A 25,984-nucleotide genomic window follows, 5' to 3' on the forward strand; every position below is an offset into this window, starting at 1 on the left:
CAGCCCTGTTTAACAGGGGCACCCCGAGTCATGGCATGGTGAACATGCCGCATACAGGATAAGGCGAGCGTGAAGGATTGTAAATCGTGGTCGTTTGAAGGATGCTGAAAACGGCACTAAATCAAAATAGTTAAAATAATTCGACAGGCTAAATATTAAAAAGAGCCGTTTCGATCAATTATCATCATTAATTAACTCTCTTCTGAATTTTCCAGATTTATTCTAATCACTGAAAAATCGACTAATCAACACGCGCCTTCGTATTCATTGATGCACATCAACGCCCTGCCAGGCGTAGCAAGGCCTAATCCCCCTCCGGACTTGAAGAGAGTCACTGCCTATCCAATTCCGGAATCGATAATGATCTCAAAATTATTCAGCTTTATTCCGCACGCCCATAAATGGCACGACATTCGAATTTCGCGCAAAGGGGCTATTTGCCCTTCCGGTCGCCACTATTTTTCCACCCATGTTGAAGCTCGATGTAAAAGTTGCGGCGAACGTTTGCATAAAGTTTATTACCGCGACGTGAGCGATGCGGAAGCACGCCGTTGGTTGGGATGAAAAACAGGCAAAAAAAAGCCCCGTAACATCCGTTACGGGGCGGCTGCGTGGCTATCGCAATAAAACTTATTCAGCCGGTTGGGTGCGGATCAGGTAATCGAACGCGCTGAGTGAGGCTTTCGCGCCTTCACCGCTGGCGATGATGATCTGCTTGTACGGCACCGTGGTGCAGTCACCCGCTGCGAACACGCCTTTCAGGCTGGTTTCGCATTTGGCGTCGATGATGATCTCGCCCATCTTATTACGTTCTACCGCGCCTTCCAGGAAGGTGGTGTTCGGCAACAGACCAATCTGCACGAAGATGCCGCTCAGCGCGATCTCGTGGCTGGTCTGGTTGTTACGGTCGATGTAGCTCAACCCGGTCACTTTGCTGCCGTCGCCTTTCACTTCGGTGGTCTGCGCATTCAGAATCACATCGACGTTTTTCAGGCTGCGCAGTTTGTCCTGCAGCACTTTGTCGGCGCGCATTTCGCTGGCGAATTCCAGCAGCGTCACGTGCTCAACCAGACCTGCGAGGTCGATAGCCGCTTCAACGCCGGAGTTACCGCCGCCGATCACCGCCGTGCGCTTGCCTTTGAACAGCGGGCCATCGCAGTGTGGGCAGTAAGTCACGCCTTTGGTGCGATACTGCTCTTCACCCGGCACGCCCATGTTGCGCCAGCGTGCGCCGGTGGCAATGATGATGCTGCGTGATTTCAGGACTGCGCCAGACGCGGTTTCAATCGCGTGCAGACCGCCCTCTTTCGCCGCAGGAATCAGCTTAATGGCGCTCTGGGTGTCGATGACGTCAACATCGTAATCATCGACGTGGGCACGCAGTGAACCGGCCAACTTCGCGCCTTCGGTTTTCTGTACGGAGATGTAGTTTTCGATGTCCACGGTGTCTAGCACCTGGCCACCAAAACGCTCGCCCATCAGGCCAGTGCGGATACCTTTACGTGCGGAGTAAATCGCTGCCGCTGCGCCCGCTGGGCCGCTGCCGACGATCAGCACTTCATAGGCGTCACGCTTGTTCAGCTCTTCTGCTGCACGTTTCTCAGCGTTGGTGTCCACTTTGCCAACGATTTCCGCCAGGCTCAGACGGCCCTGACCGAACTCTTTGCCGTTCAGAAATACCGCTGGAACGCCCATCACGTTACGTTCGGCGATTTCGTTCTGGAACATGCCACCGTCAATGGCGGTGTGGCTGATGCGTGGGTTCAGCACTGCCATCAGGTTCAGCGCCTGTACCACGTCAGGACAGTTGTGGCATGACAGCGAGTAATAGGTTTCGAAATGCAGGTCGGTGTCCAGAGCAACCACTTGCTCCAGCAGGCTCTGCGACTCTTTCGAAGGGTGTCCACCGGTCTGCAGCAGGGCCAGCACCAGTGACGTAAATTCGTGACCCATTGGCGAACCGGCGAAGCGTGGGCCGCTCTGGCTGCCTGGGTTAGTGATCAGGAAAGAGGGTTTACGAACCGGACGATCATTCTCTTCACGAAAGCTGACTTTTTCTGACAAGCTCGCGATATCGGCTAACAGAGAACGGATCTCCGCAGATTTAGCGCCATCATCCAGTGTGGCAATCAACTCAACCGGTTTCGTTAATTTCTCAAGGTAAGCCTTGAGCTGTGTTTTTAAATTGGTATCGAGCATAGTGAGTTCCTGTCAAGAAAATCGGGTGCCGTAGCACCCGATTGAGAAAGATCGAATGGCTGGGTGTTGCTTAGATTTTGCCAACCAGGTCCAGAGATGGAGCCAGTGTTGCTTCGCCTTCTTTCCATTTAGCTGGGCAAACTTCACCTGGGTGAGAAGCCACATACTGAGCCGCTTTGATTTTGCGGATCAGGTCAGATGCGTCACGGCCAATGCCTTCAGCGGTGATTTCGATAGCCTGGATGATGCCCTGTGGGTCAACAATGAAGGTACCGCGATCTGCCAGACCTTCGTCTTCGCGCATGATTTCGAAGTTACGGGTCAGTGCGCCAGTTGGGTCGCCGATCATCGCGTATTTGATTTTTGCGATGGTTTCGGAAGAACCGTGCCAGGCTTTGTGGGTAAAGTGCGTGTCAGTAGAAACAGAGTAGATGTCTACGCCCAGTTTCTGCAGTTCTTCGTGATGGTCTGCCACGTCACCCAGCTCAGTTGGGCAAACGAAGGTGAAGTCAGCCGGGTAGAAGAAGAATACACTCCATTTACCTTCAACGTCTTTCTCGGTTACGTCGATGAATTCGCCGTTTTTGAACGCTGCGTTTTTGAATGGTTTGATTTTGGTATTAATGATGGACATGGTGACCTCCGTTAAAAGATGTGATGCAAGTTACAGTTTTTCCGGGCCAACTTCTAATATGCAGTCGTTATCAATCAGATAATCAAAAGCTATCAAAGTGCTGATGCCAGATTCCATGCGGCTTGCCGCGGCATTCTACACAGAAAGCCTGATGATTTGACAGGCTTTATCTTTTTTCGTCGGCTAGTGTTACCCAAGGTTGCCATTTTAAGCGACCGCCACGCTACATACCCTTGTTTATGATGGAGCCCGTGCTTGGACATTCGATTATTTGAGGAAGCCGACCGCCCTTTTCTGCGCACACTGTTTCTGGCAGCACGTCGTCACAACTGGACCTGGCTGGATGGCGATGATTGGGCACTGGAAGATCTTGATGGCGTGATTTTGGGGGAGACGGTGTTAGTCGCGTTGGTCGATGGCCACCGCGCCGGGTTCGCGGGCATCCTTCCTAATGACAACTTCCTGCACAGCCTGTATGTCGATCCCGACTTTCAGGGCCGTGGCGTTGGCAGCGCCTTGCTGGAAGCCGTACAACAGCGTTTTACTTCAACCGGCGTGCTGAAATGTCTGATGCTGAATGAGTTAGCGCAGGCGTTTTACCTGAAACATGGCTGGCAGCGTGAAGCCACCGGTGAGAGCGAGCAAGGAAAATATGTGCTGATGCATTTTCCGCTGACGGCGCGCGCCAGCGGAAAAGTGAAGCGTTAAACCGCGCGGAAGGCAATATCGGCCGGAATCACGTCACCTTGCCAATAGAGCTGTGCCGCCACACGTCCGGCTAACTGACGGTACAGTGCAGTGAATTCGCTGTCCGGACGACGGATCACCGTTGGTTCACCATCATCCAGATCCTCACGCAGATTGATATGCAGCGGCAGTTGCGCCAGCAGCTGCGTGTGGTAATCCGCCACCAGTTTCTGCGCGCCGCCGGTGCCAAAAATCGGCTCATGATGGCCGCATTCGCTGCAAATATGAATGCTCATGTTCTCCACCACCCCCAACACCGGCACGCTGACCTTCTCGAACATCACAATGCCTTTACGCGCATCAATCAGGGCGATGTCCTGTGGCGTGGTGACAACCAGCGCGCCCGTCACCGGGACGTTTTGCGCCAGCGTCAACTGGATGTCGCCGGTGCCCGGTGGCATATCGAGAATCAGGTAATCCAGATCCGGCCACATCGTCTCGTTCAGCAGCTGCATCAGCGCTTTGCTGGCCATCGGGCCGCGCCACACCATGGCATTTTCATCGGTGACCAGGTAGCCAATCGAGTTGGTCGCCAGTCCGTGCGCCATGATCGGCGCCATATGCGTGCCATCCGGCGAGGTCGGACGCTGGCTCTCGGTGCCGAGCATATTGGGAATCGACGGGCCGTAAATATCGGCATCGAGAATACCGACCTTCGCACCTTCGGCAATCAGCGCCAGCGCCATGTTCACCGCGGTGCTGGATTTGCCCACGCCGCCTTTACCGGAACTCACCGCAATGATGTTCTTCACGCCTGTTGCGCCAGGATGATTTTTCACGCGCTTCAGCGTGGCGATGTCGTGGCGCAAACGCCAGTCGATGGCGCTCGCATGGGTGAGACGCAGCAGTTCGGCGCTGACTTGTGCCTTCAGCTCTTCAAAGGCTGAGGCCCAGGCAAAGGGCATCACCAGCTCGATGTGCAGCTTGCCGTCCAGAAGTGCCACATGGCGCAGGGCTTTCAAGGTCGTCAGATTGTGATGCAGCGTCGGATGTTCAAAGTCACTCAGCACGCCGATAACCACCGCGCGCAATGCTTCGGGTGAATGATGTTCCCGGGATTGTGAAGTCATCCCAACTCCTTGTGTTTTCATCACGCCAGATATCGGCGATGTGCTTTCAATAATATCAGATGCCGTCCAGTTGTGTTTACGCCAGAGGGTGCTTCGGGTAACATCTAAGCCCGATTTTTATTCACGGAACGCTACGCAAACTATGACTCAAGTCGCTAAAAAAATTCTGGTAACGTGCGCACTGCCGTACGCAAACGGTTCTATCCATCTCGGTCACATGCTTGAGCACATTCAGGCTGACATTTGGGTCCGTTACCAGCGAATGCGTGGCAACCAGGTTTACTTCATCTGCGCAGACGATGCCCACGGCACGCCGATCATGCTGAAAGCACAACAGCTCGGTATCCCACCTGAGCAGATGATTGCCGAGATGAAGCAGGAGCACGAAACTGACTTCGCTGGCTTCGACATCAGCTACGACAACTATCACTCCACGCACGGCGATGAAAACCGTCAGCTGTCAGAGTTGATCTACGGTCGTCTGAAAGAGAACGGTTTTATCAAGAACCGCACCATTTCACAGCTGTACGATCCGGAAAAAGGCATGTTCCTGCCCGATCGTTTTGTGAAAGGTACCTGCCCGAAATGTAAGTCACCGGATCAATACGGCGATAACTGCGAAGTGTGCAGCGCGACCTACAGCCCAACCGAGTTGATCGATCCTAAATCCGTGGTCTCTGGCGCGACGCCAGTACTGCGTGATTCAGAGCACTTCTTCTTCGATTTGCCATCGTTCAGCGCGATGTTGCAGACCTGGACCCGTTCAGGTGCGTTGCAGGAGCAGGTGGCGAACAAAATGCAGGAGTGGTTCGAATCGGGCTTGCAGCAGTGGGATATCTCCCGCGATGCGCCTTATTTCGGCTTCGAAATTCCAGGTGCGCCGGGCAAATACTTCTACGTGTGGCTGGATGCGCCAATCGGTTACATGGGTTCCTTTAAGAACCTGTGCGACAAGCGCGGCAACATCGATTTCGACGAGTTCTGGAAAAAAGATTCTTCTACCGAGCTGTATCACTTCATCGGTAAAGACATCGTTTACTTCCACAGCCTGTTCTGGCCTGCAATGCTGGAAGGCAGCAACTTCCGCAAGCCGACCAACCTGTTCGTGCACGGTTATGTGACGGTGAACGGCGCGAAGATGTCCAAATCACGCGGCACCTTCATTAAGGCCAGCACCTGGCTGCAGCATCTGGATGCGGACAGCCTGCGTTATTACTACGCAGCGAAACTCTCTTCACGCATCGACGACATCGACCTGAATCTGGAAGATTTCGTGCAGCGTGTTAATGCCGATATCGTCAACAAGGTGGTGAACCTCGCGTCCCGTAATGCTGGATTCATCACTAAGCGTTTTGGCGGCAAACTGGCGAGCGAACTGGCCGATCCCGCGCTGTATCAGACCTTTGTCGATGCCTCAGAGAAGATTGGCGAAGCCTGGGCGAGCCGCGAGTACAACCGCGCGATTCGTGAAATCATGGCGCTGGCGGATATCGCTAACCGCTATGTGGATGAGCAGGCACCGTGGGTGGTGGCGAAACAGGAAGGCCGTGATGCTGACCTGCAAGCGATCTGCTCAATGGGTATCAACCTGTTCCGTATTCTGATGACCTGGCTGAAGCCGGTGCTGCCTTCACTGAGTGCGCGTACCGAAGCTTTCCTTAACACGGAATTGAGCTGGGATGCGATTGCACAGCCGCTGCTGGATCACGATGTGGCGCCGTTCAAAGCCTTGTATGGTCGTATTGAAATGGCCAAAGTTGAAGGCCTGATTGAAGCATCTAAAGAAGATGCAGCTGCGGCGAACAAGCCAGCAGTAACCGGCCCTCTGGCGGATGCGCCGATTGGCGAGGCCATCACTATCGACGATTTCGCTAAAGTTGATATGCGTGTAGCACTGATCGAGAAAGCCGAGCTGGTTGAAGGTTCTGACAAGCTGCTGCGTCTGGAGCTGGATCTCGGCGGCGAGAAGCGCCAGATCTTCTCGGGCATTCGCGCGGCCTATCCGGATCCGTCAGTGCTGGTCGGCAAGATGACCATCATTGTCGCTAACCTGGCACCGCGTAAGATGCGTTTCGGCATCTCAGAAGGCATGGTGCTGTCAGCCGGTTCCGGCGGTTCAGATCTGTTTGTGTTGTCCGTTGATAGCGGTGCACAGCCTGGAATGCAGGTGAAGTAATTGAACAAGCCGCCTTCAGGGCGGCTTTTTTATCGACCCTCTGTTGTGGAGCCTGTCGTGCTAACTGCTTGCTGGCACTATTTGCGTGCCTTTGTGATTATCTATGCCGCGCTCTATGCCGGAAACGGTATTGCAGCCCTGCTGCCGTTTACCATTCCGGGCAGTATTATCGGCATGCTGCTGCTGTTTACCTTGCTGGCGCTGCAAATCCTGCCGGTCGGTTGGGTGAAACCGGGCTGTCATTTGCTGATACGTTATATGGCGCTGCTGTTTGTCCCGATCAGTGTCGGCGTGATGGGTTATACCGATATCCTGAGCGCACAATTTGGACCGATTGTCGTCTCCTGCGTGGTAAGTACCTTTATGGTGCTGTTAATCGTTGGCCTGAGCGCCGAACGTTTGCAGCGCCCGAAGGAGCAGCCTCATGACTGACGCCTGGTGGTCACTGCCGCTCACCGTGGTGGCGTATCTGCTGGCGCGTAAGCTGGCGGCCAAAATCAATATCTCGATCATCAATCCGCTGTTGGTAGCGATGGCGATTGTGATTCCGATCCTGCTGCTCACCCATATCCCTTATAGCCGCTATTTTGCCGGCAGCACCTTCCTTAATCAGCTGCTGCAACCTGCGGTGGTCGCACTGGCCTTGCCGCTGTATGAGCAAATGCATCAGATTCGCGCGCGCTGGAAAACCATTATCAGCGTCTGTTTTATTGGCAGCATCACCGCGATGGTCTCCGGCACCGCTATTGCGCTGTGGATGGGAGCTACGCCAGAAATTGCCGCGACGATTATGCCGAAATCCGTCACCACGCCGATTGCCATGGCGGTATCCGGTTCGCTGCACGGCATTCCCGCTATTAGCGCCATCTGCGTGTTGATTGCCGGCGTGCTCGGCGCAGTGTTCGGCCATATGCTGCTAAATCTGTTTAAGGTGCACAGCAAGTCTTCACGTGGCCTGGCGATTGGCAACGCATCGCATGCCTTAGGCACGGCGCGCGCGGCAGAGATCGATTATCAGGAAGGGGCATTTAGCTCTTTGGCATTAGTGATTTGCGGCATTATCACATCGCTGCTGGCCCCCTTCCTTTTCCCGCTGCTGATGCACTGGTTGGGCTAAAACTTGCGAGAGATCTCGCAAAGTTGAAACAACTCAATCAGCTTACATTGTCATAGCGACACAGATCACATATAACCCCATAGGCGGCGCATCGCCGCTAACGCGTTAATGAGGTCATCACATCATGCATCCACGATTTACTGCTGCTTTCTCCGCCCTGCACGCTGACTTGCAAACTGCGATTCATCCTTTGCTGGATGCAGCTGATTTTGACGGCGTACTGCGCCCGCAAGACGTGGCGCGCCTGAAGCAGGAAACGGGGCTGGATGATGATGCCCTGGCGCTGGCACTGCTGCCGATTGCCGCCTGCTGTGCGGTCGCACCGGTGTCTCACTTCAATGTGGGTGCGATTTCACGCGGAGTGAGTGGTCACTGGTATTTCGGTGCCAACATGGAATTCGAACATGCGCCGCTGCAGCAAACCGTGCATGCGGAGCAAAGCGCCATTACTCATGCCTGGCTGCACGGCGAAGAGAAACTGGATGCCATCACCGTCAATTACACGCCTTGCGGCCACTGCCGTCAGTTTATGAACGAGCTTAACAGCGGCACGGCGATCCGCATCAGTCTGCCAGGTCGTGCAGTGAGTACATTGGGCGATTATCTGCCAGATGCGTTTGGCCCCGCCGATCTGAATATCACGGAACGTCTGCTGACACCGATTCATCACGGCTTCGCTCAACAAGGTGATGCTTTACAGCAGGCGGCGATTGAGGCGGCGAACAACAGTCATGCGCCCTACAGTCACAGCTACAGTGGTGTGGCCCTGCGCAGCCAGAGCGGTAACCTCTTCACCGGGCGCTATGCGGAAAACGCCGCTTTCAATCCAAGTTTGCCGCCATTGCAGGCAGCGCTGATTATGATGAACATGCGTAACGAAGCGCTGGACACGATTAAACAGGCAGTTTTAGTCGAATGTGAGGGCAGCACGTTAAGCCAGCGCGATGCCACGCGCGCTACGCTGGCGGCACTGGGCTGTGAAGATTTCTCACTTACTTTAGTTTCGAAAACATCAGTTTAGTGATCCTTTCATCGCTTTTGTGACTTTCTATTAACAAAAGCTGTACATCTGCAAGAATCCTCATAGGATCGGGCGCCAGAACTACTTCACAAGAAACAGGTCTGGCGTTACCTTTTCCCGGTGACACGTCAGAAAACACTGCAACCGGAGCAAAGACTGCATGGAACTCGACTACGAAAGTAAACGTCCGCTGTATATTCCTTACGCGGGTCCGATTCTGCTGGAATTTCCGCTGCTGAACAAAGGCAGCGCCTTCACCCTGGAAGAACGCAACGAATTTAACCTCAATGGCCTGTTACCCGAAGCCGTTGAAACCATCGAAGAGCAGGCAGAGCGTGCCTGGCGTCAGTTCCTGGATTTCAAAAACAATAACGACAAGCACGTCTATCTGCGCAACATCCAGGACACCAACGAAACGCTGTTCTACCGCCTGTTGGATAATCATCTGGAAGAGATGATGCCGATTATTTATACCCCAACCGTCGGCGCGGCCTGTGAACACTTCTCTGAAATTTATCGTCGTGCGCGTGGTGTTTTCATCTCGTATAACAATCGCGATCGCATTGAAGACATGCTGCAAAACGCCACTAAGCAGAACGTGAAAGTGATCGTGGTGACCGATGGCGAGCGTATTCTCGGCCTCGGCGACCTCGGCATCGGCGGTATGGGTATCCCAATCGGTAAGCTGTCGCTGTACACCGCGTGTGGCGGGATCAGCCCGGCGTATACCCTGCCCGTGGTGTTGGATGTCGGTACTAACAATCAGCAGTTGCTGAATGACCCGCTGTATATGGGCTGGCGCCATCCGCGTATCACCGGTGAAGAGTACGAAGCCTTCGTTGATGAGTTTATCCAGGCAGTGAAACGCCGCTGGCCGAACGTGCTGCTGCAGTTTGAGGACTTCGCGCAGAAGAACGCTATGCCGCTGCTGGAGCGTTATCGCGATGAGGTGTGCTGCTTTAACGATGACATTCAGGGCACTGCCGCCGTTACCGTTGGCACCCTGATCGCCGCCAGCCGTGCCGCAGGCAGCCGTCTGTGCGAGCAGAAAGTGGTGTTCCTCGGCGCCGGTTCCGCCGGTTGCGGTATCGCTGAGCAGATCATCGCGCAGATGAAATCTGAAGGTCTGAGCGACGACGAAGCACGTTCCCGCGTGATGATGGTCGATCGCTTTGGTCTGTTGACCGACAAACTGCCTAATTTGCTCGATTTCCAGGGCAAACTGGTGCAGAAGAGTGAAAACCTGAAGGACTGGGATGTGACCAGCGATTCAATTTCACTGCTGGATGTGGTGCGCAACGCGAAGCCAGACATTCTGATTGGTGTGTCAGGTCAGCCGGGTCTGTTCACCGAAGAGATCATCCGCGAGATGCATAAGCACACCAAGCGTCCGATCGTGATGCCGCTGTCAAACCCAACCTCACGCGTTGAAGCCACTCCAGCGGATATCATCTCCTGGACCGACGGTGAAGCGCTGGTCGCGACTGGCAGCCCATTTGCACCGGTAACCTGGAAGGGTAAAACCTACCCGATTGCCCAGTGCAACAACTCCTATATCTTCCCAGGTATTGGTTTGGGTGTGATTGCCGCCGGTGCTACCCGCATCACCGATTCGATGCTGATGACCGCCAGCCGCGCCCTGGCTGACTGCTCACCGCTGGTGAATGATGGCGAAGGCCCGGTGCTGCCAGAATTGAAACACATTCAGGGCGTTTCGAAGCTGATCGCTATGGAAGTGGGTAAAGCAGCACAGTTGGCTGGCGTGGCCGTGGTGACCTCAGAAGATGTGCTGTCGAAAGCCGTGAATAATAACTTCTGGCTGCCGCAGTATCGTCATTATCGCCGCACGTCTATCTAATCAGGCAGCGCAGCCGGTGAATTCAGTACCGGCTGCGCTTAAAATATCGCCAGCCAACCGGCGTAAACTTGCTTAGCGACCCCACCTCAAGTAGCCTTTAGCCATCCTTTTTTCCGCCAACCGAGTGCTTACGCGCATGATTAAACGCGTTTTCTTTGGTCTGTTTTTCATCATCTTATTGATGGTGGCCACCGCGCTCGGCCTGGATCGCTGGATCAGCTGGAAAACTGCCCCGTTTATTTATGAAGATGTCACCTCGCTGCCGCATCGTCAGGTCGGGGTGGTCTTAGGCACCGCCAAGTATTACCGCACCGGCGTGATCAATCAGTATTACCTCTATCGCATTCAAGGTGCGCTTAACGCGTATAACAGCGGCAGGGTGAATTATCTGCTGTTGAGCGGTGACAACGCGCTGCAAAGTTATAACGAACCGATGACCATGCGCCGCGATTTGATCAAAGCCGGTGTCGATCCTGCCGATATCGTGCTCGACTATGCCGGATTCCGTACGCTGGACTCGATTGTACGCACCCGCAAAGTGTTCGATACCAATGATTTCATCATCATCACTCAACGCTTCCACTGTGAACGCGCACTCTACATCGCCCAACATTTGGGGATTCAGGCGCAGTGTTATGCGGTGCCGTCTCCGAAAAATATGCTGTCGGTGCGTTTCCGCGAGGTCGGTGCTCGTTTAGGCGCATTAGCCGATTTGTATCTGATGAAACGTGAACCTCGTTTCCTCGGCCCTCTGGTGCCGATTCCGGCGGTGCATGAAGTGCCAGAAGATGCACAGAGTTATCCGGCGGTGACGCCAGAGCAGTTGCTGGATTTGGAAGAGAAGCTGCAGAAGTAACGCCGCCTGAAGATATTGCGTTGATGCCATCTGGTGTCGCCTGGGTTGTAGTCGTGACGCTATCCGGTGCTGCTTCAGGGTGCTGTGATAACGCTGTCTGGTGTCGCTTAAGGTTACTGTTATAACGCTGTCGGGTGTCGCTTTGGGGGCTGGCGGTCCTCGCGCCGCTGACGCGGTGCCTTCACGCCGTTCGTCTGCCTGACGGAACGGCGGGGATGGCACATCCATGTGCCGCCCCGCCTTCCGCCCGCATCCCTGCGGGCTATCCTGGCATCCTCACTCTGTTCAGCGCTGCGAAATGCCTGCCCCCAAAGCGACACCAGCCTGCTATTGAGCTTAATTGCGTGCTGTTAAAAAAGAGCACACAGCGTCAGGCCATAGCCGAATAGCTGTAAGGCTGTTCTCGGATGCCGTGCATTTGGTATCAAGACAGGCACAACGATGTTGCTTCCGCTCTTTTCCACCGCAAAAGCCATCTGCAAAAAGTACAATATTTGTTCAGATGACGGGCGCAACCCTTGGGTCCAAAAAACCTATGCTGCCTCAAAGGCCATTCGCTAAAGCCGCATATTTGTAAAAAATCGGGCACAACGTTTGAGGCCATAGCCCCTCTGCTGCTGCAAGGGCTATCCACAGCGCTGAGGCTTTTACGTTGGGCCAGGAGATCCACGCAGGGATGCGTGGATCAGTTCGGGGCCGACCAGGGATGGTCGATCCCCGAACGGTCCGTCGGCACGACGTGGAAGCCGAAGGCACCGCGTCAGCGGCGCGAGGACTGCCCGGCAGCAGCAGAGGGGCTGGGGCCCGCACCGCACCCGCCCTTAGCCCTTAGCCCTTAGCCCTTAGCCCTTAGCCCTTAGCAGTTTGCACAAATAAAAAAGGCCACCATTCATAAAATGGCAGCCTTTTGCAGTGATGTGTTGCTGTGTGTCAGTCTTATTTTTTACGTGCGTACTTCAGAGAATCCAGGGCTACAGCGAAGATGATAATGCCGCCCTTGATAATGTACTGCCAGTAAGGGTTCACGCCGATGTAGGTCAAACCGTAGTTGATAACGGTGAAGATGATCACACCGGTCACCACGCCCGCAACTGTACCCACACCACCCGCAAATGACACGCCGCCAACCACACAGGCCGCAATCGCATCCAGCTCATACATAAAGCCGAGGTTGTTGGTGGCACTGCCGATACGGCCTGCTTCCAGCATCCCGCCGAAGGCGTAGAACACGCCTGACAGCGCATACACCAGAATCAGGTTCAGCGGCACGTTAACGCCTGAAACACGCGCGGCTTCCGGGTTACCGCCGATGGCAAAGATGTTCTTACCGAAGCGCGTTTTATTCCACAGAATCCACACGAAGATAATGGCAATAAACGCGTAGAAGGTGATGAATGACAGCTTGAAATCACCGAAACGGAAGAAGCCCTGAGCAAAGGTCGAGAAGCCCGCGTCAAAACCGGCCACCGGTGATGCGCCAACAAAGTCGTAATACAGCGAGTTAATGCCGTAAACGATAATCATGGTGCCCAACGTGGTGATAAATGGCGTCACTTTCAGATAAGCGATGATCACGCCGTTCACCAGGCCAATCACACCACCGATAATGCACACGGTCAGGATAACCAGTGGAATCGGTACGGTATCCAGGTGTGGGAACACCTTATTGGCGTTATCCATGGATTGCAGCAAGGTCGCCGCAACCACCGCGGCCAGACCGACCTGGCGCCCGGCTGACAGGTCAGTACCCTGCGTCACGATCAATCCGGCCACGCCCAGTGCAATAATAATACGCACTGAAGATTGGGTCAGAATGTTACTCAGGTTCATCAAACTTAAAAACGTCGGGTCCTGGAAAATAATAATTGCCAGCAGTACCAACAGGACAACGTAAATGCCGCCCTCTTTTAACCAGGTTAGCGCATTCTTTTTAGTAGTCGCTTTCATGTTAAAGCCCTTGCTTCATTAAAGGTGTAATGACGCTAAACGCAGGATTTCATTCTGCGAGGTCGTTTTGGTCTCGACAATGCCCGCTACCAGGCCATTACTCATCACTAAAATACGATCGGTAATCCCCAGCAATTCTGGCATTTCAGAAGAGATAATAATGATGCCCTTCTCTTTCTTCGCCAACTCAGAAATTAACTGATAAATTTCGAACTTAGCACCAACGTCAATACCGCGCGTCGGTTCATCCAGCATCAGAATTTCCGGCTGGGTTAATAACCAGCGACCAATAATAACCTTCTGCTGGTTACCACCGGAAAGCGAACCAATTTGCGTATGATGACCTGGCGTTTTCACGCGCATTGAATCAATCACCCACTGGGTATCACTCTTCATGCGCTTATTATCAAGTAAGCCCATGCTGGATTTGTATTTTTTAATATTGGAAATAAGCGAGTTAAAACCAATATCCAGATAAGCATAAATCCCGGTTGAACGACGTTCTTCCGTCACCAGCGCAAAACCGTGGTTAATCGCTTCATTGGCACTGTGGTTATTAATCGCTTTACCGTGCAGCTTAATGGTGCCGCCTGACTTCTCGCGAATACCAAACAGCGTCTCAACGATGTCAGTACGTTTAGCGCCCACCAATCCGGCGATGCCTAAAATCTCACCTTTGCGCAGGTCGAAGGAAATATCGCGAATCGACGGCTGACGCAGCGAGGTTAAATGGCGCACCTCAAGAATAGTTTCGCCCGGCACGTTGGTCTTATCCGGGAAACGCTGGTTCAGTGAACGACCGACCATCATGGCGATGATCTTGTCCATATCCAGCCCTTCCAGCGGCTGGGTGGCAATCCACTGTCCATCACGCAAAATCGTAATCTCATCACACAGTTGGAAAATCTCTTCCATCTTGTGTGAGATATACACAATACCGCAGCCACGGTCTTTCAGCTTACGGATAATAGTGAACAAGTGATTCACTTCTTTTTCGGTCAGCGACGATGTTGGCTCATCCATGATGACGATTTTCGCGTCATAGGAAAATGCCTTGGCAATTTCAATCATCTGCATTTGCGAAACAGACAGATTAGCCACTTTATCGCGTGGATCGATATCAATATCTAATTCGTCAAAGATCGCTTTGGTATCGCGATACATTTTATCCTGATCAACAAACACGCCTTTACGTGGATAGCGGCCAAGCCACATGTTATCCATCACGTTGCGTTGTAAAACCAGGTTTAATTCCTGATGCACCATTGAAACGCCATTCTCCAGCGCTTCTTTGGAACTTTTATAATCAATTTCTTCACCCTGAAACAGGATGCTCCCCGTATCCTTTTTATAAATACCAAACAGGCATTTTAATAATGTGGATTTTCCGGCGCCGTTTTCGCCCATTAAGGCATGGACGGAGTGCGGCCGCACTTTCAAATTCACATTATCTAAGGCTTTCACCCCTGGAAATGATTTCGAGACATTCGTCATCTCCAGCAGATATTCACGCTGTGCGGTCGGATTCTCACTGGCCATAATTTACCTGGCTAAATAAAACGTGGGTCAGATGCAATAAGGCGCGGCGTGCTGCCGCGCCCGGTACGTATTACTTCACAAACTGAGACAGGTTTTCTTTATCTACTGGTACGTAAGGAACACGTACGATTTTGTTTTCCATCTTGAAGTTAGTACCGGCGGTTGGCTCTTTGCCATCGGCCAGGTTCTTCGCGATATCAATGGTGGCTTTCGCCTGGTTTTCCGCATCGTTCAGCACGGTACCGGCCATCGCACCGGATTTCACCAGTGCCAGCGCTTCTGGCAGCGCATCCACACCAAACACCGGAATGCTGGTTTTGTTGTGCGCTTTCAGGGCTTCTACTGCGCCCATTGCCATCGCATCGTTGTTGGCGATGATCACTTCAATTTTGTTGCCGTTCGGGCCAGACAGCCAGGCGTCAACTTTGTCTTTTGCCTGTGCGGTGTCCCACATCGCGGTATCCATCGCCAGCTGCTGAGTTTTGAAACCATCGGTGTTCAGGGTTTCGATCACGTATTTGGTACGTGCTTCAGCATCCGGGTGGCCCGGCTCACCTTTCAGCAAAGCAAACTGAATCTGACCATCTTTGTTCAGATCCCAGGCTGGGGTGGCTTTCCAGTGCTTCTCAATCAGTTTGGCCTGGATGATGCCTGACTCTTTAGAGTCGGTACCCACGTAGTAGGCTTTCGGGTAGCTGGCCAGTACTTTGGCATTCGGCTCTTTGTTGAAGAACACCACTGGCACATCATTCGCTTTCGCTTTGTCGATCACCACTGCCGCAGCAGCAGGGTCAACCAGGTTGATCGCCAGCGCTTTCACGCCTTTGGCCATCAGTACGTCAATCTGGTCGTTCTGGGTGGACTGGCTGTTCTGCGAGTCATTCATCAGCAGTTGGATGCCGCCCAATTTTTTGGCTTCGCTGTCGATGTCCTTGCGAACCATAGACATAAAGTTGTCGTCGTATTTATAAATTGTCACGCCAATGCGGGTATCGGCGGCGTGCGCAGTTGCACCAAACATCATGCTGGCAACCAGTGCTGTGAGCGTGAAAACCTTCTTATTCATGGTATCTCCGGTTTTTTATGTAGGGCATATCATCGCGCTGTGCTGCCTGCGGGCAACCAGCGCAGTCGGTTCAAACTCATTTATGGGGCGGACGCGTAACGCAAAGCCGGGCCACCATCGCTATCCTGACTTCCCTGTACGTAAACGCTTCCTGAAAAGTGTTGTGAACTATTTCAATCGGCTACTGAAACCTGACCGGAGAAGGAGAACCCGGCGTTACATGATGTTTCAGTCCGGTAAGACGCTGCCATCATAGTGAGCGCCTTGTTAATTAACTGTGAATGTAATCACAGATTGGAAACGGTTACACAGCGCTATCGCCCGAATTAGTGACCGACTCCACAATTTGCCGCTGAGCAACGGAATGGCGGCGCACCAGAGTCGGCATAAAGCAGTGTGTGGCGTCGGGATCGAGTTCGCCCGCTGCGCCTTTTAAGGCCAACTCTGTGGCTAATTTAGCCATAGAAACAATAGGATAGCGCACGGTAGTGAGTTGCGGATCGGTGTAACGCGAAATGGGAATATCATCAAAGCCGATGACGGAGAAGTGCTGTGGCACCTGAATGCCATTATCTTTCAATGCGGTCAGCGCACCGGCGGCCATACCGTCACAGTAAGAGAAGATGGCGGTTAAATGCAGGTTACGGCCCAGTAACTCCACCATTGCTGCTTCCCCGCCCTGCATGTCCGGTTCGCCATGGGCAATCCAGGACTCCTGCGAGCGAATCCCCTGCTCTGACAAGGCTTGCAGCCAGCCTTCACGCCGTTGCGTCACATCTTCAATCGGGTGGCTGGAGCTGAGATAACCAATGCGTTGATGTCCCTGTTGTAACAACATGCGCGTTGCCATCAGAGATCCCGTTACATTATCCAGGCAGACGCAACGATGTTCATACCCGGGAATAGTCCGGTTTATCAACACCATACCTGGAACCTGATCCATAAACTGAGTTAGTTCAGCGTCTGAAAGCGTTTTCGCGTGGACCACTAAAGCGTTACATCGTTGACGGATCAGCACCTCAATGGCATGGCGCTCTTTCTCTTCCTGATGCCAGGAATTGCTGATTAACACGTGTTTGTGCACGCGCTGCGCCACGGTATCCACCGCTTTGACCAGCGCACCAAAGAAGGGATCGGATACGTCCATCACCACCACGCCGATGGTGTCACTGACCTGGGTGGCCAGTGCCTGCGCATTGGCATTGGGGCGATAACCTAACGCCTCCACCGCCTGGAGTACGGCTTCACGGGTATCAGAGGTGACTGCACTGCTGTTATTGAGCACACGCGACACGGTGGCTACTGATACACCGGCCTGACGGGCGACATCTCGAATCGTTATCATGCAGCTGTTCCACAGAGGAGAAAATGCGCGACAAGCGCGTAACGGCGCTATTTTGTCAGGGCATTTTATTCAGCTGCGTGAATCACGTCACACGGATGAAAACGGTTACATACAAATCTGCAACCTTTGTGATGAACATCATTATCTGATGCGGGAGGAAGGTTCCGTTTTGCCGGCGGCGAGACGTGTCAGTTTGCGCCAAATCCACTCCATCGGGCCCTGCGGGAAAAAGCGCAGCCAGAGTACTGAAAACAGGATATTGACCAACCAGATAGCCGGGACCAGTGCCAGCAGATGCAGGCGATCAAACTTGAGGAACAGATTGAAGCGATAAAACAGCGTGGTGCAGATCAGCGTCTGTAACAGGTAGTTGCTGAGTGCCATGCGGCCAACGCATTGCAGCGCATAACTGAAGCGCGTGGCACCGATTTGCGGCCAGAAGCCAAAACAGAGCGCCGCATAGCCGAGGCTGATAAACGGGCTGGCGAGATCGCGCGGCACCTGCAGTAAGAAGCCGCTCCAGCGGAACTCCCAGTCCAGTAACCATTGCGCCACTATGCCTGGAATGGCTATCAGCCAGCCGATCGTCAGCAGCAGCGCGGCCGAGCGACGATAGTGCTGCACGCTGAACTCGCCTTTCAGCCAGCCGCTGCGCATCAACGCCGCGCCAATCAGCATCAGTCCCGCCAGCTGCCAGCCGTACTGCGCGGCCAACGCCATCAAGCCGGATGAAAGATGGTCGAGGCGGTTCTGAATCGCTTCCCAGCCGCCGACCAGTTTCCAGTAGCTTTCATACTCAATATCGGCAGCACCCGGCAGCCACGAACGACCCGGTTCCGGGCTGGAAATGCCCCAAAACACCAGCAGTACGCCGCAACCGATCAGGTAAAGCAACACGCCAGTTTGCAACAGAGCTTTGTCCGAAGGCACTTCACGCAGCATCCGCCAGATAATCAGCCCGGTCAGACCGTAATCCAGCAGGATATCCCCTTCCCAGAAGAAGATGCTGTGAATAAAACCCAGCAGCACCAGCAACGTCAGGCGCGCCGACATCCAGCGACTGCCACGCGGGATCTGCAGATAAAGGCCACCGCCAAACAACAGCGCAAACAGCGTGAGGAATTTCAGTTGCGCGAGGCCATCCATGATCGCCCAGGTCCAGGCATCAGAAAGCGAGATAGTGCCCTGCCACGCCGGATTGAGATAGGCAGCCGATGGCAAGCCAAAACCCACGATATTGAGCAGCAGAATGCCGAGAATGGCGCAACCACGAATGAAATCCAGCGCAAGATAGCGTTGCATCGAGTGACCTGACGGAAAGAGAAAACGGGCGGCAATAAGCCGCCCAAAGGATTAGCTGTGGCGCACCGCGCGTAAGAACTCCTGGCGCGTATTCTGGCTGGACTTGAACAGGCCACCCAGTGATGTGGTGGTGGTGGCGCTGGTGGCATCTTTCACGCCACGCGCTTTCACGCAGTAGTGCACCGCATCAATCGACACCGCCACGTTGTTGGTGCCAAGCAAAGTTTGCAGCGCCACCAGCACTTGCTGGGTTAAGCGCTCTTGCACCTGTGGACGCTGGGCAAAGAACTGCACGATGCGGTTGATCTTCGACAGACCAATCACTTTCTCTTTCGGGATATAAGCGACGGTGGCTTTACCGTCGATAATCACGAAGTGGTGCTCACAGGTGCTGGTCAGGGTGATATCACGCACGGTGACCATCTCATCCACCTTCATCTTGTTTTCGATGACGGTGATTTTCGGGAAGTTGGCGTAATCGAGGCCTGAGAAGATCTCGTCCACGTACATCTTGGCGATGCGATGTGGCGTCTCCATCAGACTGTCATCTTCCAGATCCAGATTCAGCAGCTGCATGATTTGGGTCATATGACCGGCGATTTCACGCTTGCGGGTTTCGTCATCCATCTCGCGCACCGGGGCGCGTAACGGCGTTTCCAGGCCACGCGCCAGCAGCGTTTCGTGAACCAGGGCGGCTTCCTGACTTAAGGTGCTCATCGTACTCTTTCTCCGGCAGGTGATGCGCCCGCAGATCGTCGCCTGCGGGGGAAATTCTGAGCGCGTATTGTGAAACACAACGCGCGCGTAATCCAGCAATCAATCCAATCGGAGATGAAAGCTTTTCATGGTGCCGAACGGCGTAACACCAGTAAGCCCGCCAGAATCAGTGCGCCACCCGCTACCCACAAGGCAGGATCGAGGCGGTGCCACAGCAAACTGGAGATCCATGACAGCAGCGGCCCGCCCAACTGACCGACTGCGTAGCCGGTGGTCAGCAGACCGGCCAGATAGCGCGCGTGATGCGGCGCCAGCTCGCGACCGTATTGCAGTGTCAGCTGCACCACGCATAAGAATCCGCCGCCGACTAACAGCGCGCTAATCAACAGCCCATCCAGCCCTGGCAGGACAATTGCCGAGATCACGCCCAAAGCCTGCGCCCAGAGCACCACTGCTAGCCGCAGATGACTGCTGCCCCAGCGCCGCGTCAAAATGCCAAGCACAATGCCGATCACCGCCGCACCGCCAAACACCGGCCAGACAAACTGCGCCAGCGCACTGTCCGGGAAACGCGCGGCGGTCATCTGCGATAAGAAGGTTGCGGGCAGAATGTAACCAAAACCGGCGAGACTGTAGCTCAGTACAAGGCGTTTCAGGTTACCGTTGAGCACCAGCGGCGCAGGCGCCTGATCGGGACGATGTAACTGTCCCGTGCGCGGTAAAAAACGCGCAATGGCGGCGATGAACAGCAGCGCCAGCAAACCATAAGCCGCCCAGCCCAGTGCAGCGCTGGCACCGCTGGCATGCAGCGCCACCGCCAGCATTCCGCTGATGAAAATCCCGGTGCCGGGCCCGGCAAACACCGCCGCCGACAAGCCTGGCCGTCCATGATGCAGCAGTTGCTCATTGCTCCACGCAGCGATCAGCACCATGGCCCAACCGCTGGCACCGCCAATCACAAAGCGGATCAAACCGTGCAGCCACGGCCCGCTGACGCAGGCAGAGAGCAGCGTCAGGATCACCGCGCCCCACACGCCAACCTGCAGCCGCCATTCGACACGCTTATGCGCGCGCATGGCATCAAAGGAGCCACACAGATAACCGAGATAGTTGAGCGCCGCCACCAGACTGGCGCTGGTCAGAGTCAACTGATGGTCCTGAATCATCAATGGTACCTGCGGGGTGAAAGCAAATCGCCCAATCCCCATCGCAACCACTAAACTTAAAAACGCGCTCAGCGCGACACGAAACGCCATTCCCACTCCCGTTCAGATTCTTTTAGCACTTGTTATTAGCATGCATGACGATTACACTCACGAAAAGTGAATAATATTAACCAAGTTGTTTACGGAAAGAGAATATGGATTTAGTACAACTCCGCATGTTCTGTTCTGTGGCTGAAACCGGTTCGCTGGCGCGCGCCGCGGAGCTATTGCATCGCGTGCCTTCTAATCTCACCACTCGTCTGCGCCAGCTGGAAGAAGAGATTGGCGTCGACCTGTTTATCCGTGAGAAGCAGCGTATTCGATTGTCGCCAATGGGCCACAATTTCCTGAATTATGCTCAGCGTATCCTTAGCCTGAGCGATGAGGCGCTGAATATGGCACGTGCCGGAGAACCGGGCGGGAACTTTGCTTTTGGTTCGATGGAGAGCACCGCCGCGACCCGTCTGCCTGGTCTGCTGGCGGCTTATCATCAACGATTTCCCAATGTGGCGCTATCGCTGGTCACCGGCACCTCGGGCGATATCATCGATAAAGTGCGCGCCGGTACGCTGGCGGCCGCGCTGGTGGATGGCCCAGCCACTCATGACGACCTCAACGGCTGCATCGCCTTTCGCGAGGAGATGGTGCTGATCACCAGTCTTGATCACGACCCGATTACCAGCGCCCGCGACACGCAGCATGACACGCTGTTTGCCTTTGGTAACAGCTGTTCGTATCGCACCAAACTGGAGTCCTGGTATCGCGAAAGCCAGACCTCACCGAAAAGCGTGATGGAGATTCAGTCTTACCACGCGATGGTGGCGTGTGTGGCAGGCGGTGCGGGCGTGGCTATGATTCCGGCGTCTGTCCTGACGCAGATGCCCGGCCGCGCGCGCGTGCAGGAGCATGCATTGCCACCCGCTTATCGCGATACCGCCACCTGGCTGATGTGGCGCCGCGATGCCTTCACGCCCAACGTGGAAGCGCTGAAGTATTTGATTATTGAAATGTTTGATGACCGCCCACTCAACGATGAGTTGCTGCATCCGCTGCAAACCGCTGAGTGAGTTTTTAATTTTAAGTAAATCACGACATCTGAAGAAGAGGGATTGCATGAACATGATTAAAACCCGCGCTGCCGTTGCCTGGGCAGCGGGCGAACCGCTGAAAATCGAAGAAGTGGATCTGATGCCACCACAAAAAGGTGAAGTGTTAGTGCGCATCGTCGCCACCGGCGTGTGCCACACCGATGCTTATACCCTGTCCGGTAAAGATCCGGAAGGCGTGTTCCCGGCGATCCTCGGTCACGAAGGCGGCGGCGTGGTGGAAGCGGTAGGCGAAGGCGTCACCAGCGTGGCGGTCGGCGATCACGTGATCCCGCTTTACACTCCAGAGTGCGGCAAATGTAAGTTCTGTCTGTCAGGCAAAACTAACCTGTGCCAGGCGATCCGCTCCACCCAGGGTAAAGGTTTGATGCCAGATGGCACCACCCGTTTCTTTAAAGACGGCAAGCCAATTTTCCACTACATGGGGACTTCAACCTTCTCTGAGTACACCGTGGTACCGGAAATCTCACTGGCGGTGATCAGCAAAGAAGCGCCTCTGGAAGAAGTGTGCCTGCTGGGCTGCGGCGTGACCACCGGCATGGGCGCCGTGATGAATACCGCCAAAGTCAAAGAAGGCGATACCGTGGCGATCTTCGGCCTCGGCGGTATTGGTTTGTCGGCGATCATCGGTGCGAAAATGGCGAAAGCCGGTCGCATCATCGGTATCGACCTGAACACCAGCAAATTCGATCTGGCGCGCAAACTGGGGGCTACCGATCTGATCAACCCGAAAGATTACGATAAGCCGATTCAGGATGTGATCGTTGAGCTGACCGACGGCGGCGTGGACTTCTCCTTTGAGTGCATCGGTAACGTGAACGTGATGCGTTCCGCGCTGGAATGCTGCCACAAGGGCTGGGGCGAGTCAGTGATTATCGGCGTAGCCGGTGCCGGTGAAGAAATTTCCACGCGTCCGTTCCAGTTAGTGACCGGTCGCGTATGGCGCGGTTCGGCGTTTGGTGGCGTGAAAGGCCGTACCCAACTGCCGGGCATCGTGCAGGATTATCTGGACGGTAAGTTCGCGCTGAACGATTTCATCACGCACACCATGCCGCTGGAAGAGATTAACGAAGCCTTTGATCTGATGCACGAAGGGAAATCTATTCGTTCGGTCGTGCATTTTAACAAGTAAAAAGGAGGCGTTATGGCATCCACTCTGGAACTGCTGGAAGAACATCGTATCTTCGGCGGCTGGCAGCAGCGCTGGCGGCATCAGTCGGCGGTGCTGAACTGCCCGATGACCTTCAGCATTTTCCTGCCGCCACCGCAGGATGACACGCCGCCGCCGGTGGTATGGTTTCTCGCCGGACTGACCTGTACCGACGAGAACTTCACCACCAAAGCCGGTGCGCAGCGTGTTGCCGCTGAGTTGGGTCTGGTGCTGATTATGCCGGATACCAGCCCGCGCGGTGACGAAGTGGCCAACGACAGCGGCTACGATCTTGGTCAGGGCGCAGGTTTTTACCTCAACGCCACGCAGCAGCCCTGGGCGGCGCACTATCGTATGTTCGATTATCTCAGCGAGGAGTTGCCGGCCCTGGTGGCGGACAACTTCAAAGTGAGCGATCGTCAGTCGGTAATGGGCCATTCAATGGGTGGACATGGCGCGCTGGTATTGGCGTTGCGTCAGGGTGGACGTTTTGCTTCGGCATCCGCGTTCGCTCCAATCGTCAATCCAACCGAAGTGCCGTGGGGACAAAAAGCCTTCACCGCCTATCTGGGTGAAGATCGCCAGACCTGGCGCGAGTGGGACAGTTGCCTGCTGATGCGTGAAGTGGAACAGCGCTTACCGATTCTGATCGATCAGGGTGATAGCGATCAGTTCCTCGCCGATCAGCTGCGTCCGGATCGCCTCGAAGCGGTAGCGCGTGAGCAAGGTTTTCCGCTGGAGCTGCGCGTGCAGCCGGGCTATGACCACAGCTACTTCTTTATTGCCAGCTTTGTCGAGGACCATCTGCGGTTCCACGCGAAGCATCTGTTGGTGTAGTTCACGTCAGTTGATGTGGAGACAGTAAGGGCGCACCATGTGCGCCCTTTTTTGGCTATGGCTGACTTTGATTGGCTAAAAGCCGCATCAACATTCATCCTCAGCCTCTCTTGATGTTGAGCTTAAGCGTCTTTTGCGAGGTTTAAGCCAGCGATTCCGCCACCAGCCCATCGATCATCACCTGCGGCATGCCCTGCGAGCAGTGTTCAATACGCCCGCGTACGCCATACACCTGCGCCAATGTGTCCGGCGTGATCACCTGCGACGGCTCGCCGTCAGCCAGCAAGGTGCCCTCTTTCAGCATCAACGCGTGATCGGCATGACGCAGTGCAATGTTGATATCATGCACCACGACCACAGTCACAATATTGCGCAGACGGGTTTCGCGACGTACTAAATCCATCACATGGAACTGGTAATTAAGATCGAGCGCACTCAGCGGTTCATCCAGCAGCAGCAGTTCCGGACGGCGAATCAGCGATTGCGCCAGACCCACCAGCTGTTTCTGCCCACCTGATAACTGGTCCAGATAACGCATCGCTAAGTGGGCAATGCCCAGCTGTTCCAGCAGATGCATAATCTCGGCTTCACTTGATGCGCTGTGTAAGCCACCGGACGCTCGCTGCGCCACGATGATTGACTCCAGCACATGCAGATGCACGCCCGCCGGCAAACTTTGCGGCAGATACACCACGCGCTGGGCACGACGGGCAAACGGCTGTGACATCAGCTCTTCGCCATTCAACCACAGTTCGCCCTGCCCTTTGCTCAGGCCCGCCAGCGCGCGCAGCAAGGTAGACTTACCGCAGCCGTTAGGTCCAAGTAGTACTGTGATTTTGCCGCGTGGCAGCATCGGCACGTTGAGATCTTCAATGACTTTACGCTTCGGATAACCGGCGTAGAAATGGCTGAGACCTAATCCCTGTTCCATTACACCGTCCCCCGATGACGCAGAATAATACTCAGGAAGAATGGCACGCCAACCAGTGAAGTGACGATACCCACCGGAATGATCACGCCTGGAATAAGGTTCTTCGACGCTACCGAGGCCAGTGATAGCACCAGTGCACCGACCAACGCACTGGCCGGCAGATAGTAGCGATGATCTTCACCAAACATCATACGAGCGATGTGCGGTGCCACCAGACCAATAAAGCCAATCGGCCCGACAAAAGCCACCGCCAGCGCGGAGAGAATACTGATGCGCAGTAGCGTCGCCAGACGCAAGCGGCGCACATCAATGCCGAAACTCACGGCACGATCTTCACCCAGGCGCAGCGCGGTCAGTTTCCAGCTGCTGAGCATCGAGAACGGGATCAGGATGGCGAAAGCCGCCGTGAGCACGCCGAGTTTTTCCCACGAAGCGCGCGCCAGGCTGCCCATGGTCCAGAACACCAGGCCCTGCAAGGTATCTTCACTGGCGATAAACTGCATCATCGAGACCAGCGCGTTGAAGGTAAACACCAGCGCGATGCCAAACAGCACCACGCCCGACGTTGACACTTTGGTCCAGCGCGTCACGCCATCCAGCATCAGTGCGGCAAACAGCGCAAACACAAAGGCGTTCGCCGAGATAAACCACTGGTCTGGCACACCGGGAATACCGATGCCGAGAATAATGGCCAGCGCCGCGCCGAAGGCGGCCGCTGAAGAGACGCCGAGCGTAAATGGACTCGCCAACGGGTTATTGAGGATAGTTTGCATCTCAGCTCCCGCCAGACCCAGCGAAAAGCCGACGACGACAGCCATCAACGCATAAGGTAAGCGGATATCCCAGACGATCACGCGCGTGCCCGCATCCACCGCATCAGGATGGGTGAGCGTTTGCCACAGGGTGTCGAGGGAGAGCCCAGCCGGGCCAAGCGTGAAATCAAGAATTACTGACGCCAGTATTGCCAGCACCAGTACGCCAATCAGCATCAGGCGCTGACGTAACACCTGACGATAACGCGTCATGGTATCGGCTTCGCGGTTATTTTCCGCCAGCAGCGCGGAATCCGTGGTCTGCATTGTTCTACCTGTTTCTTATCGAAATCATAACGGCAGCCACAATAGTGCAGGTGATAATAATTATCAATTATATCTGTATGAC

At 54.6% G+C, this 25,984-nt stretch carries 22 protein-coding genes; 10 read left to right on the plus strand and 12 right to left on the minus strand.

What is annotated here, in order from left to right; translation table 11 throughout:
• Positions 1-630 precede the first annotated feature (630 nt).
• Complete coding sequence (gene ahpF, locus AC6I8L_RS12890; RefSeq protein WP_058961430.1) at positions 631-2,199, minus strand: alkyl hydroperoxide reductase subunit F; 1,569 nt, start codon at positions 2,197-2,199, stop codon at positions 631-633.
• Positions 2,200-2,269: 70 nt separating this feature from the next.
• The gene (gene ahpC / locus AC6I8L_RS12895; RefSeq protein ID WP_034824884.1) at positions 2,270-2,833 is read right to left on the minus strand and encodes an alkyl hydroperoxide reductase subunit C; all 564 of its coding nucleotides are present in this window, start codon (positions 2,831-2,833) and stop codon (positions 2,270-2,272) included.
• A gap of 255 nt (positions 2,834-3,088) precedes the next feature.
• On the opposite strand from ahpC, the gene AC6I8L_RS12900 reads away from it, so the two are divergent.
• A complete protein-coding gene (locus AC6I8L_RS12900; RefSeq protein WP_058961431.1) occupies positions 3,089-3,541 on the plus strand; it encodes a GNAT family N-acetyltransferase in 453 nt (150 codons plus the stop codon).
• Here AC6I8L_RS12900 and apbC read toward each other — a convergent pair.
• Positions 3,538-4,650 carry an iron-sulfur cluster carrier protein ApbC gene (gene apbC / locus AC6I8L_RS12905; RefSeq protein ID WP_058961432.1) on the minus strand — a complete coding sequence of 371 codons (1,113 nt, stop codon included), beginning with the start codon at positions 4,648-4,650 and terminating at the stop codon, positions 3,538-3,540. The genes AC6I8L_RS12900 and apbC overlap by 4 nt on opposite strands.
• Positions 4,651-4,792: 142 nt before the next feature.
• On the opposite strand from apbC, the gene metG reads away from it, so the two are divergent.
• The 6 genes from metG to sanA all read left to right on the plus strand — a co-directional run bounded on the left by metG (position 4,793) and on the right by sanA (position 11,678).
• Positions 4,793-6,826, plus strand: a complete 2,034-nt coding sequence (metG, locus tag AC6I8L_RS12910) for a methionine--tRNA ligase (protein ID WP_034824891.1) — start codon at positions 4,793-4,795, stop codon at positions 6,824-6,826.
• Positions 6,827-6,883: 57 nt separating this feature from the next.
• Positions 6,884-7,258 carry a CidA/LrgA family protein gene (locus tag AC6I8L_RS12915; RefSeq protein WP_034824894.1) on the plus strand — a complete coding sequence of 125 codons (375 nt, stop codon included), beginning with the start codon at positions 6,884-6,886 and terminating at the stop codon, positions 7,256-7,258.
• Complete coding sequence (locus tag AC6I8L_RS12920) at positions 7,251-7,943, plus strand: CidB/LrgB family autolysis modulator (protein WP_058961433.1); 693 nt, start codon at positions 7,251-7,253, stop codon at positions 7,941-7,943. The genes AC6I8L_RS12915 and AC6I8L_RS12920 overlap by 8 nt, the downstream gene beginning before the upstream one ends.
• Before the next feature lie 124 nt (positions 7,944-8,067).
• On the plus strand, positions 8,068-8,964 hold the full coding sequence (gene cdd, locus AC6I8L_RS12925) for a cytidine deaminase (RefSeq protein WP_058961434.1): 897 nt from the start codon (positions 8,068-8,070) through the stop codon (positions 8,962-8,964).
• Between the two features lie 160 nt (positions 8,965-9,124).
• Entirely contained in the window at positions 9,125-10,822 is a 1,698-nt protein-coding gene (locus AC6I8L_RS12930; RefSeq protein WP_034824900.1) for an NAD-dependent malic enzyme, read from the plus strand.
• A gap of 136 nt (positions 10,823-10,958) precedes the next feature.
• On the plus strand, positions 10,959-11,678 hold the full coding sequence (gene sanA, locus AC6I8L_RS12935; RefSeq protein ID WP_058961435.1) for an outer membrane permeability protein SanA: 720 nt from the start codon (positions 10,959-10,961) through the stop codon (positions 11,676-11,678).
• Between the two features lie 936 nt (positions 11,679-12,614).
• Here the strand turns inward: sanA and mglC are convergent.
• From mglC to AC6I8L_RS12970, 7 genes are all read right to left on the minus strand, one after another.
• Positions 12,615-13,625: a galactose/methyl galactoside ABC transporter permease MglC gene (gene mglC, locus AC6I8L_RS12940; RefSeq protein ID WP_034824905.1), complete on the minus strand. Its 1,011-nt coding sequence runs from the start codon at positions 13,623-13,625 to the stop codon at positions 12,615-12,617.
• Positions 13,626-13,643: 18 nt separating this feature from the next.
• Positions 13,644-15,164: a galactose/methyl galactoside ABC transporter ATP-binding protein MglA gene (mglA, locus tag AC6I8L_RS12945; protein WP_034824907.1), complete on the minus strand. Its 1,521-nt coding sequence runs from the start codon at positions 15,162-15,164 to the stop codon at positions 13,644-13,646.
• A gap of 70 nt (positions 15,165-15,234) precedes the next feature.
• Positions 15,235-16,230: a galactose/glucose ABC transporter substrate-binding protein MglB gene (mglB, locus tag AC6I8L_RS12950; protein ID WP_034824919.1), complete on the minus strand. Its 996-nt coding sequence runs from the start codon at positions 16,228-16,230 to the stop codon at positions 15,235-15,237.
• Between the two features lie 304 nt (positions 16,231-16,534).
• The gene (gene galS / locus AC6I8L_RS12955; RefSeq protein ID WP_058962270.1) at positions 16,535-17,575 is read right to left on the minus strand and encodes an HTH-type transcriptional regulator GalS; all 1,041 of its coding nucleotides are present in this window, start codon (positions 17,573-17,575) and stop codon (positions 16,535-16,537) included.
• Between the two features lie 141 nt (positions 17,576-17,716).
• Positions 17,717-18,877, minus strand: a complete 1,161-nt coding sequence (gene yeiB, locus AC6I8L_RS12960) for a DUF418 domain-containing protein YeiB (RefSeq protein ID WP_058962269.1) — start codon at positions 18,875-18,877, stop codon at positions 17,717-17,719.
• A gap of 51 nt (positions 18,878-18,928) precedes the next feature.
• Positions 18,929-19,594: a GTP cyclohydrolase I FolE gene (gene folE, locus AC6I8L_RS12965; RefSeq protein ID WP_058962268.1), complete on the minus strand. Its 666-nt coding sequence runs from the start codon at positions 19,592-19,594 to the stop codon at positions 18,929-18,931.
• A 125-nt stretch (positions 19,595-19,719) separates the two neighbouring features.
• Positions 19,720-20,850, minus strand: coding sequence for a YbfB/YjiJ family MFS transporter (locus tag AC6I8L_RS12970; RefSeq protein WP_058962267.1), 1,131 nt, complete (start codon positions 20,848-20,850; stop codon positions 19,720-19,722).
• A 104-nt stretch (positions 20,851-20,954) separates the two neighbouring features.
• Between AC6I8L_RS12970 and ptrR the strand changes: the two genes are divergently transcribed.
• The 3 genes from ptrR to fghA are packed head-to-tail and all read left to right on the plus strand — an operon-like array spanning position 20,955 to position 23,892.
• Positions 20,955-21,866, plus strand: a complete 912-nt coding sequence (gene ptrR, locus AC6I8L_RS12975) for a putrescine utilization regulator PtrR (protein ID WP_038645851.1) — start codon at positions 20,955-20,957, stop codon at positions 21,864-21,866.
• Positions 21,867-21,912: 46 nt separating this feature from the next.
• On the plus strand, positions 21,913-23,037 hold the full coding sequence (locus tag AC6I8L_RS12980) for an S-(hydroxymethyl)glutathione dehydrogenase/class III alcohol dehydrogenase (RefSeq protein ID WP_034824931.1): 1,125 nt from the start codon (positions 21,913-21,915) through the stop codon (positions 23,035-23,037).
• A gap of 12 nt (positions 23,038-23,049) precedes the next feature.
• Positions 23,050-23,892: an S-formylglutathione hydrolase gene (fghA, locus tag AC6I8L_RS12985; RefSeq protein WP_058962266.1), complete on the plus strand. Its 843-nt coding sequence runs from the start codon at positions 23,050-23,052 to the stop codon at positions 23,890-23,892.
• 142 nt (positions 23,893-24,034) lie between these two features.
• On the opposite strand, the gene AC6I8L_RS12990 is transcribed toward fghA, so the two are convergent.
• Positions 24,035-24,823 carry an ABC transporter ATP-binding protein gene (locus AC6I8L_RS12990; protein ID WP_034824935.1) on the minus strand — a complete coding sequence of 263 codons (789 nt, stop codon included), beginning with the start codon at positions 24,821-24,823 and terminating at the stop codon, positions 24,035-24,037.
• Entirely contained in the window at positions 24,823-25,902 is a 1,080-nt protein-coding gene (locus AC6I8L_RS12995) for a FecCD family ABC transporter permease (protein WP_034824944.1), read from the minus strand. Before AC6I8L_RS12995 ends, AC6I8L_RS12990 begins: the two co-directional genes overlap by 1 nt.
• Positions 25,903-25,984: the final 82 nt, after the last annotated feature.

The organism is Type-E symbiont of Plautia stali (genome assembly GCF_059731115.1).

Excerpts from the sequence above, each read along its gene's own strand:
- ahpF (WP_058961430.1), bottom strand. The coding sequence starts at position 2,199 with ATGCTCGATACCAATTTAAAAACACAGCTCAAGGCTTACCTTGAGAAA.
- ahpC (WP_034824884.1), bottom strand. The coding sequence starts at position 2,833 with ATGTCCATCATTAATACCAAAATCAAACCATTCAAAAACGCAGCGTTC.
- apbC (WP_058961432.1), bottom strand. The coding sequence starts at position 4,650 with ATGACTTCACAATCCCGGGAACATCATTCACCCGAAGCATTGCGCGCG.
- metG (WP_034824891.1), top strand. The coding sequence starts at position 4,793 with ATGACTCAAGTCGCTAAAAAAATTCTGGTAACGTGCGCACTGCCGTAC.
- AC6I8L_RS12920 (WP_058961433.1), top strand. The coding sequence starts at position 7,251 with ATGACTGACGCCTGGTGGTCACTGCCGCTCACCGTGGTGGCGTATCTG.
- cdd (WP_058961434.1), top strand. The coding sequence starts at position 8,068 with ATGCATCCACGATTTACTGCTGCTTTCTCCGCCCTGCACGCTGACTTG.
- AC6I8L_RS12930 (WP_034824900.1), top strand. The coding sequence starts at position 9,125 with ATGGAACTCGACTACGAAAGTAAACGTCCGCTGTATATTCCTTACGCG.
- sanA (WP_058961435.1), top strand. The coding sequence starts at position 10,959 with ATGATTAAACGCGTTTTCTTTGGTCTGTTTTTCATCATCTTATTGATG.
- mglC (WP_034824905.1), bottom strand. The coding sequence starts at position 13,625 with ATGAAAGCGACTACTAAAAAGAATGCGCTAACCTGGTTAAAAGAGGGC.
- mglA (WP_034824907.1), bottom strand. The coding sequence starts at position 15,164 with ATGGCCAGTGAGAATCCGACCGCACAGCGTGAATATCTGCTGGAGATG.
- mglB (WP_034824919.1), bottom strand. The coding sequence starts at position 16,230 with ATGAATAAGAAGGTTTTCACGCTCACAGCACTGGTTGCCAGCATGATG.
- galS (WP_058962270.1), bottom strand. The coding sequence starts at position 17,575 with ATGATAACGATTCGAGATGTCGCCCGTCAGGCCGGTGTATCAGTAGCC.
- yeiB (WP_058962269.1), bottom strand. The coding sequence starts at position 18,877 with ATGCAACGCTATCTTGCGCTGGATTTCATTCGTGGTTGCGCCATTCTC.
- folE (WP_058962268.1), bottom strand. The coding sequence starts at position 19,594 with ATGAGCACCTTAAGTCAGGAAGCCGCCCTGGTTCACGAAACGCTGCTG.
- AC6I8L_RS12970 (WP_058962267.1), bottom strand. The coding sequence starts at position 20,850 with ATGGCGTTTCGTGTCGCGCTGAGCGCGTTTTTAAGTTTAGTGGTTGCG.
- ptrR (WP_038645851.1), top strand. The coding sequence starts at position 20,955 with ATGGATTTAGTACAACTCCGCATGTTCTGTTCTGTGGCTGAAACCGGT.
- AC6I8L_RS12980 (WP_034824931.1), top strand. The coding sequence starts at position 21,913 with ATGAACATGATTAAAACCCGCGCTGCCGTTGCCTGGGCAGCGGGCGAA.
- fghA (WP_058962266.1), top strand. The coding sequence starts at position 23,050 with ATGGCATCCACTCTGGAACTGCTGGAAGAACATCGTATCTTCGGCGGC.
- AC6I8L_RS12990 (WP_034824935.1), bottom strand. The coding sequence starts at position 24,823 with ATGGAACAGGGATTAGGTCTCAGCCATTTCTACGCCGGTTATCCGAAG.
- AC6I8L_RS12995 (WP_034824944.1), bottom strand. The coding sequence starts at position 25,902 with ATGCAGACCACGGATTCCGCGCTGCTGGCGGAAAATAACCGCGAAGCC.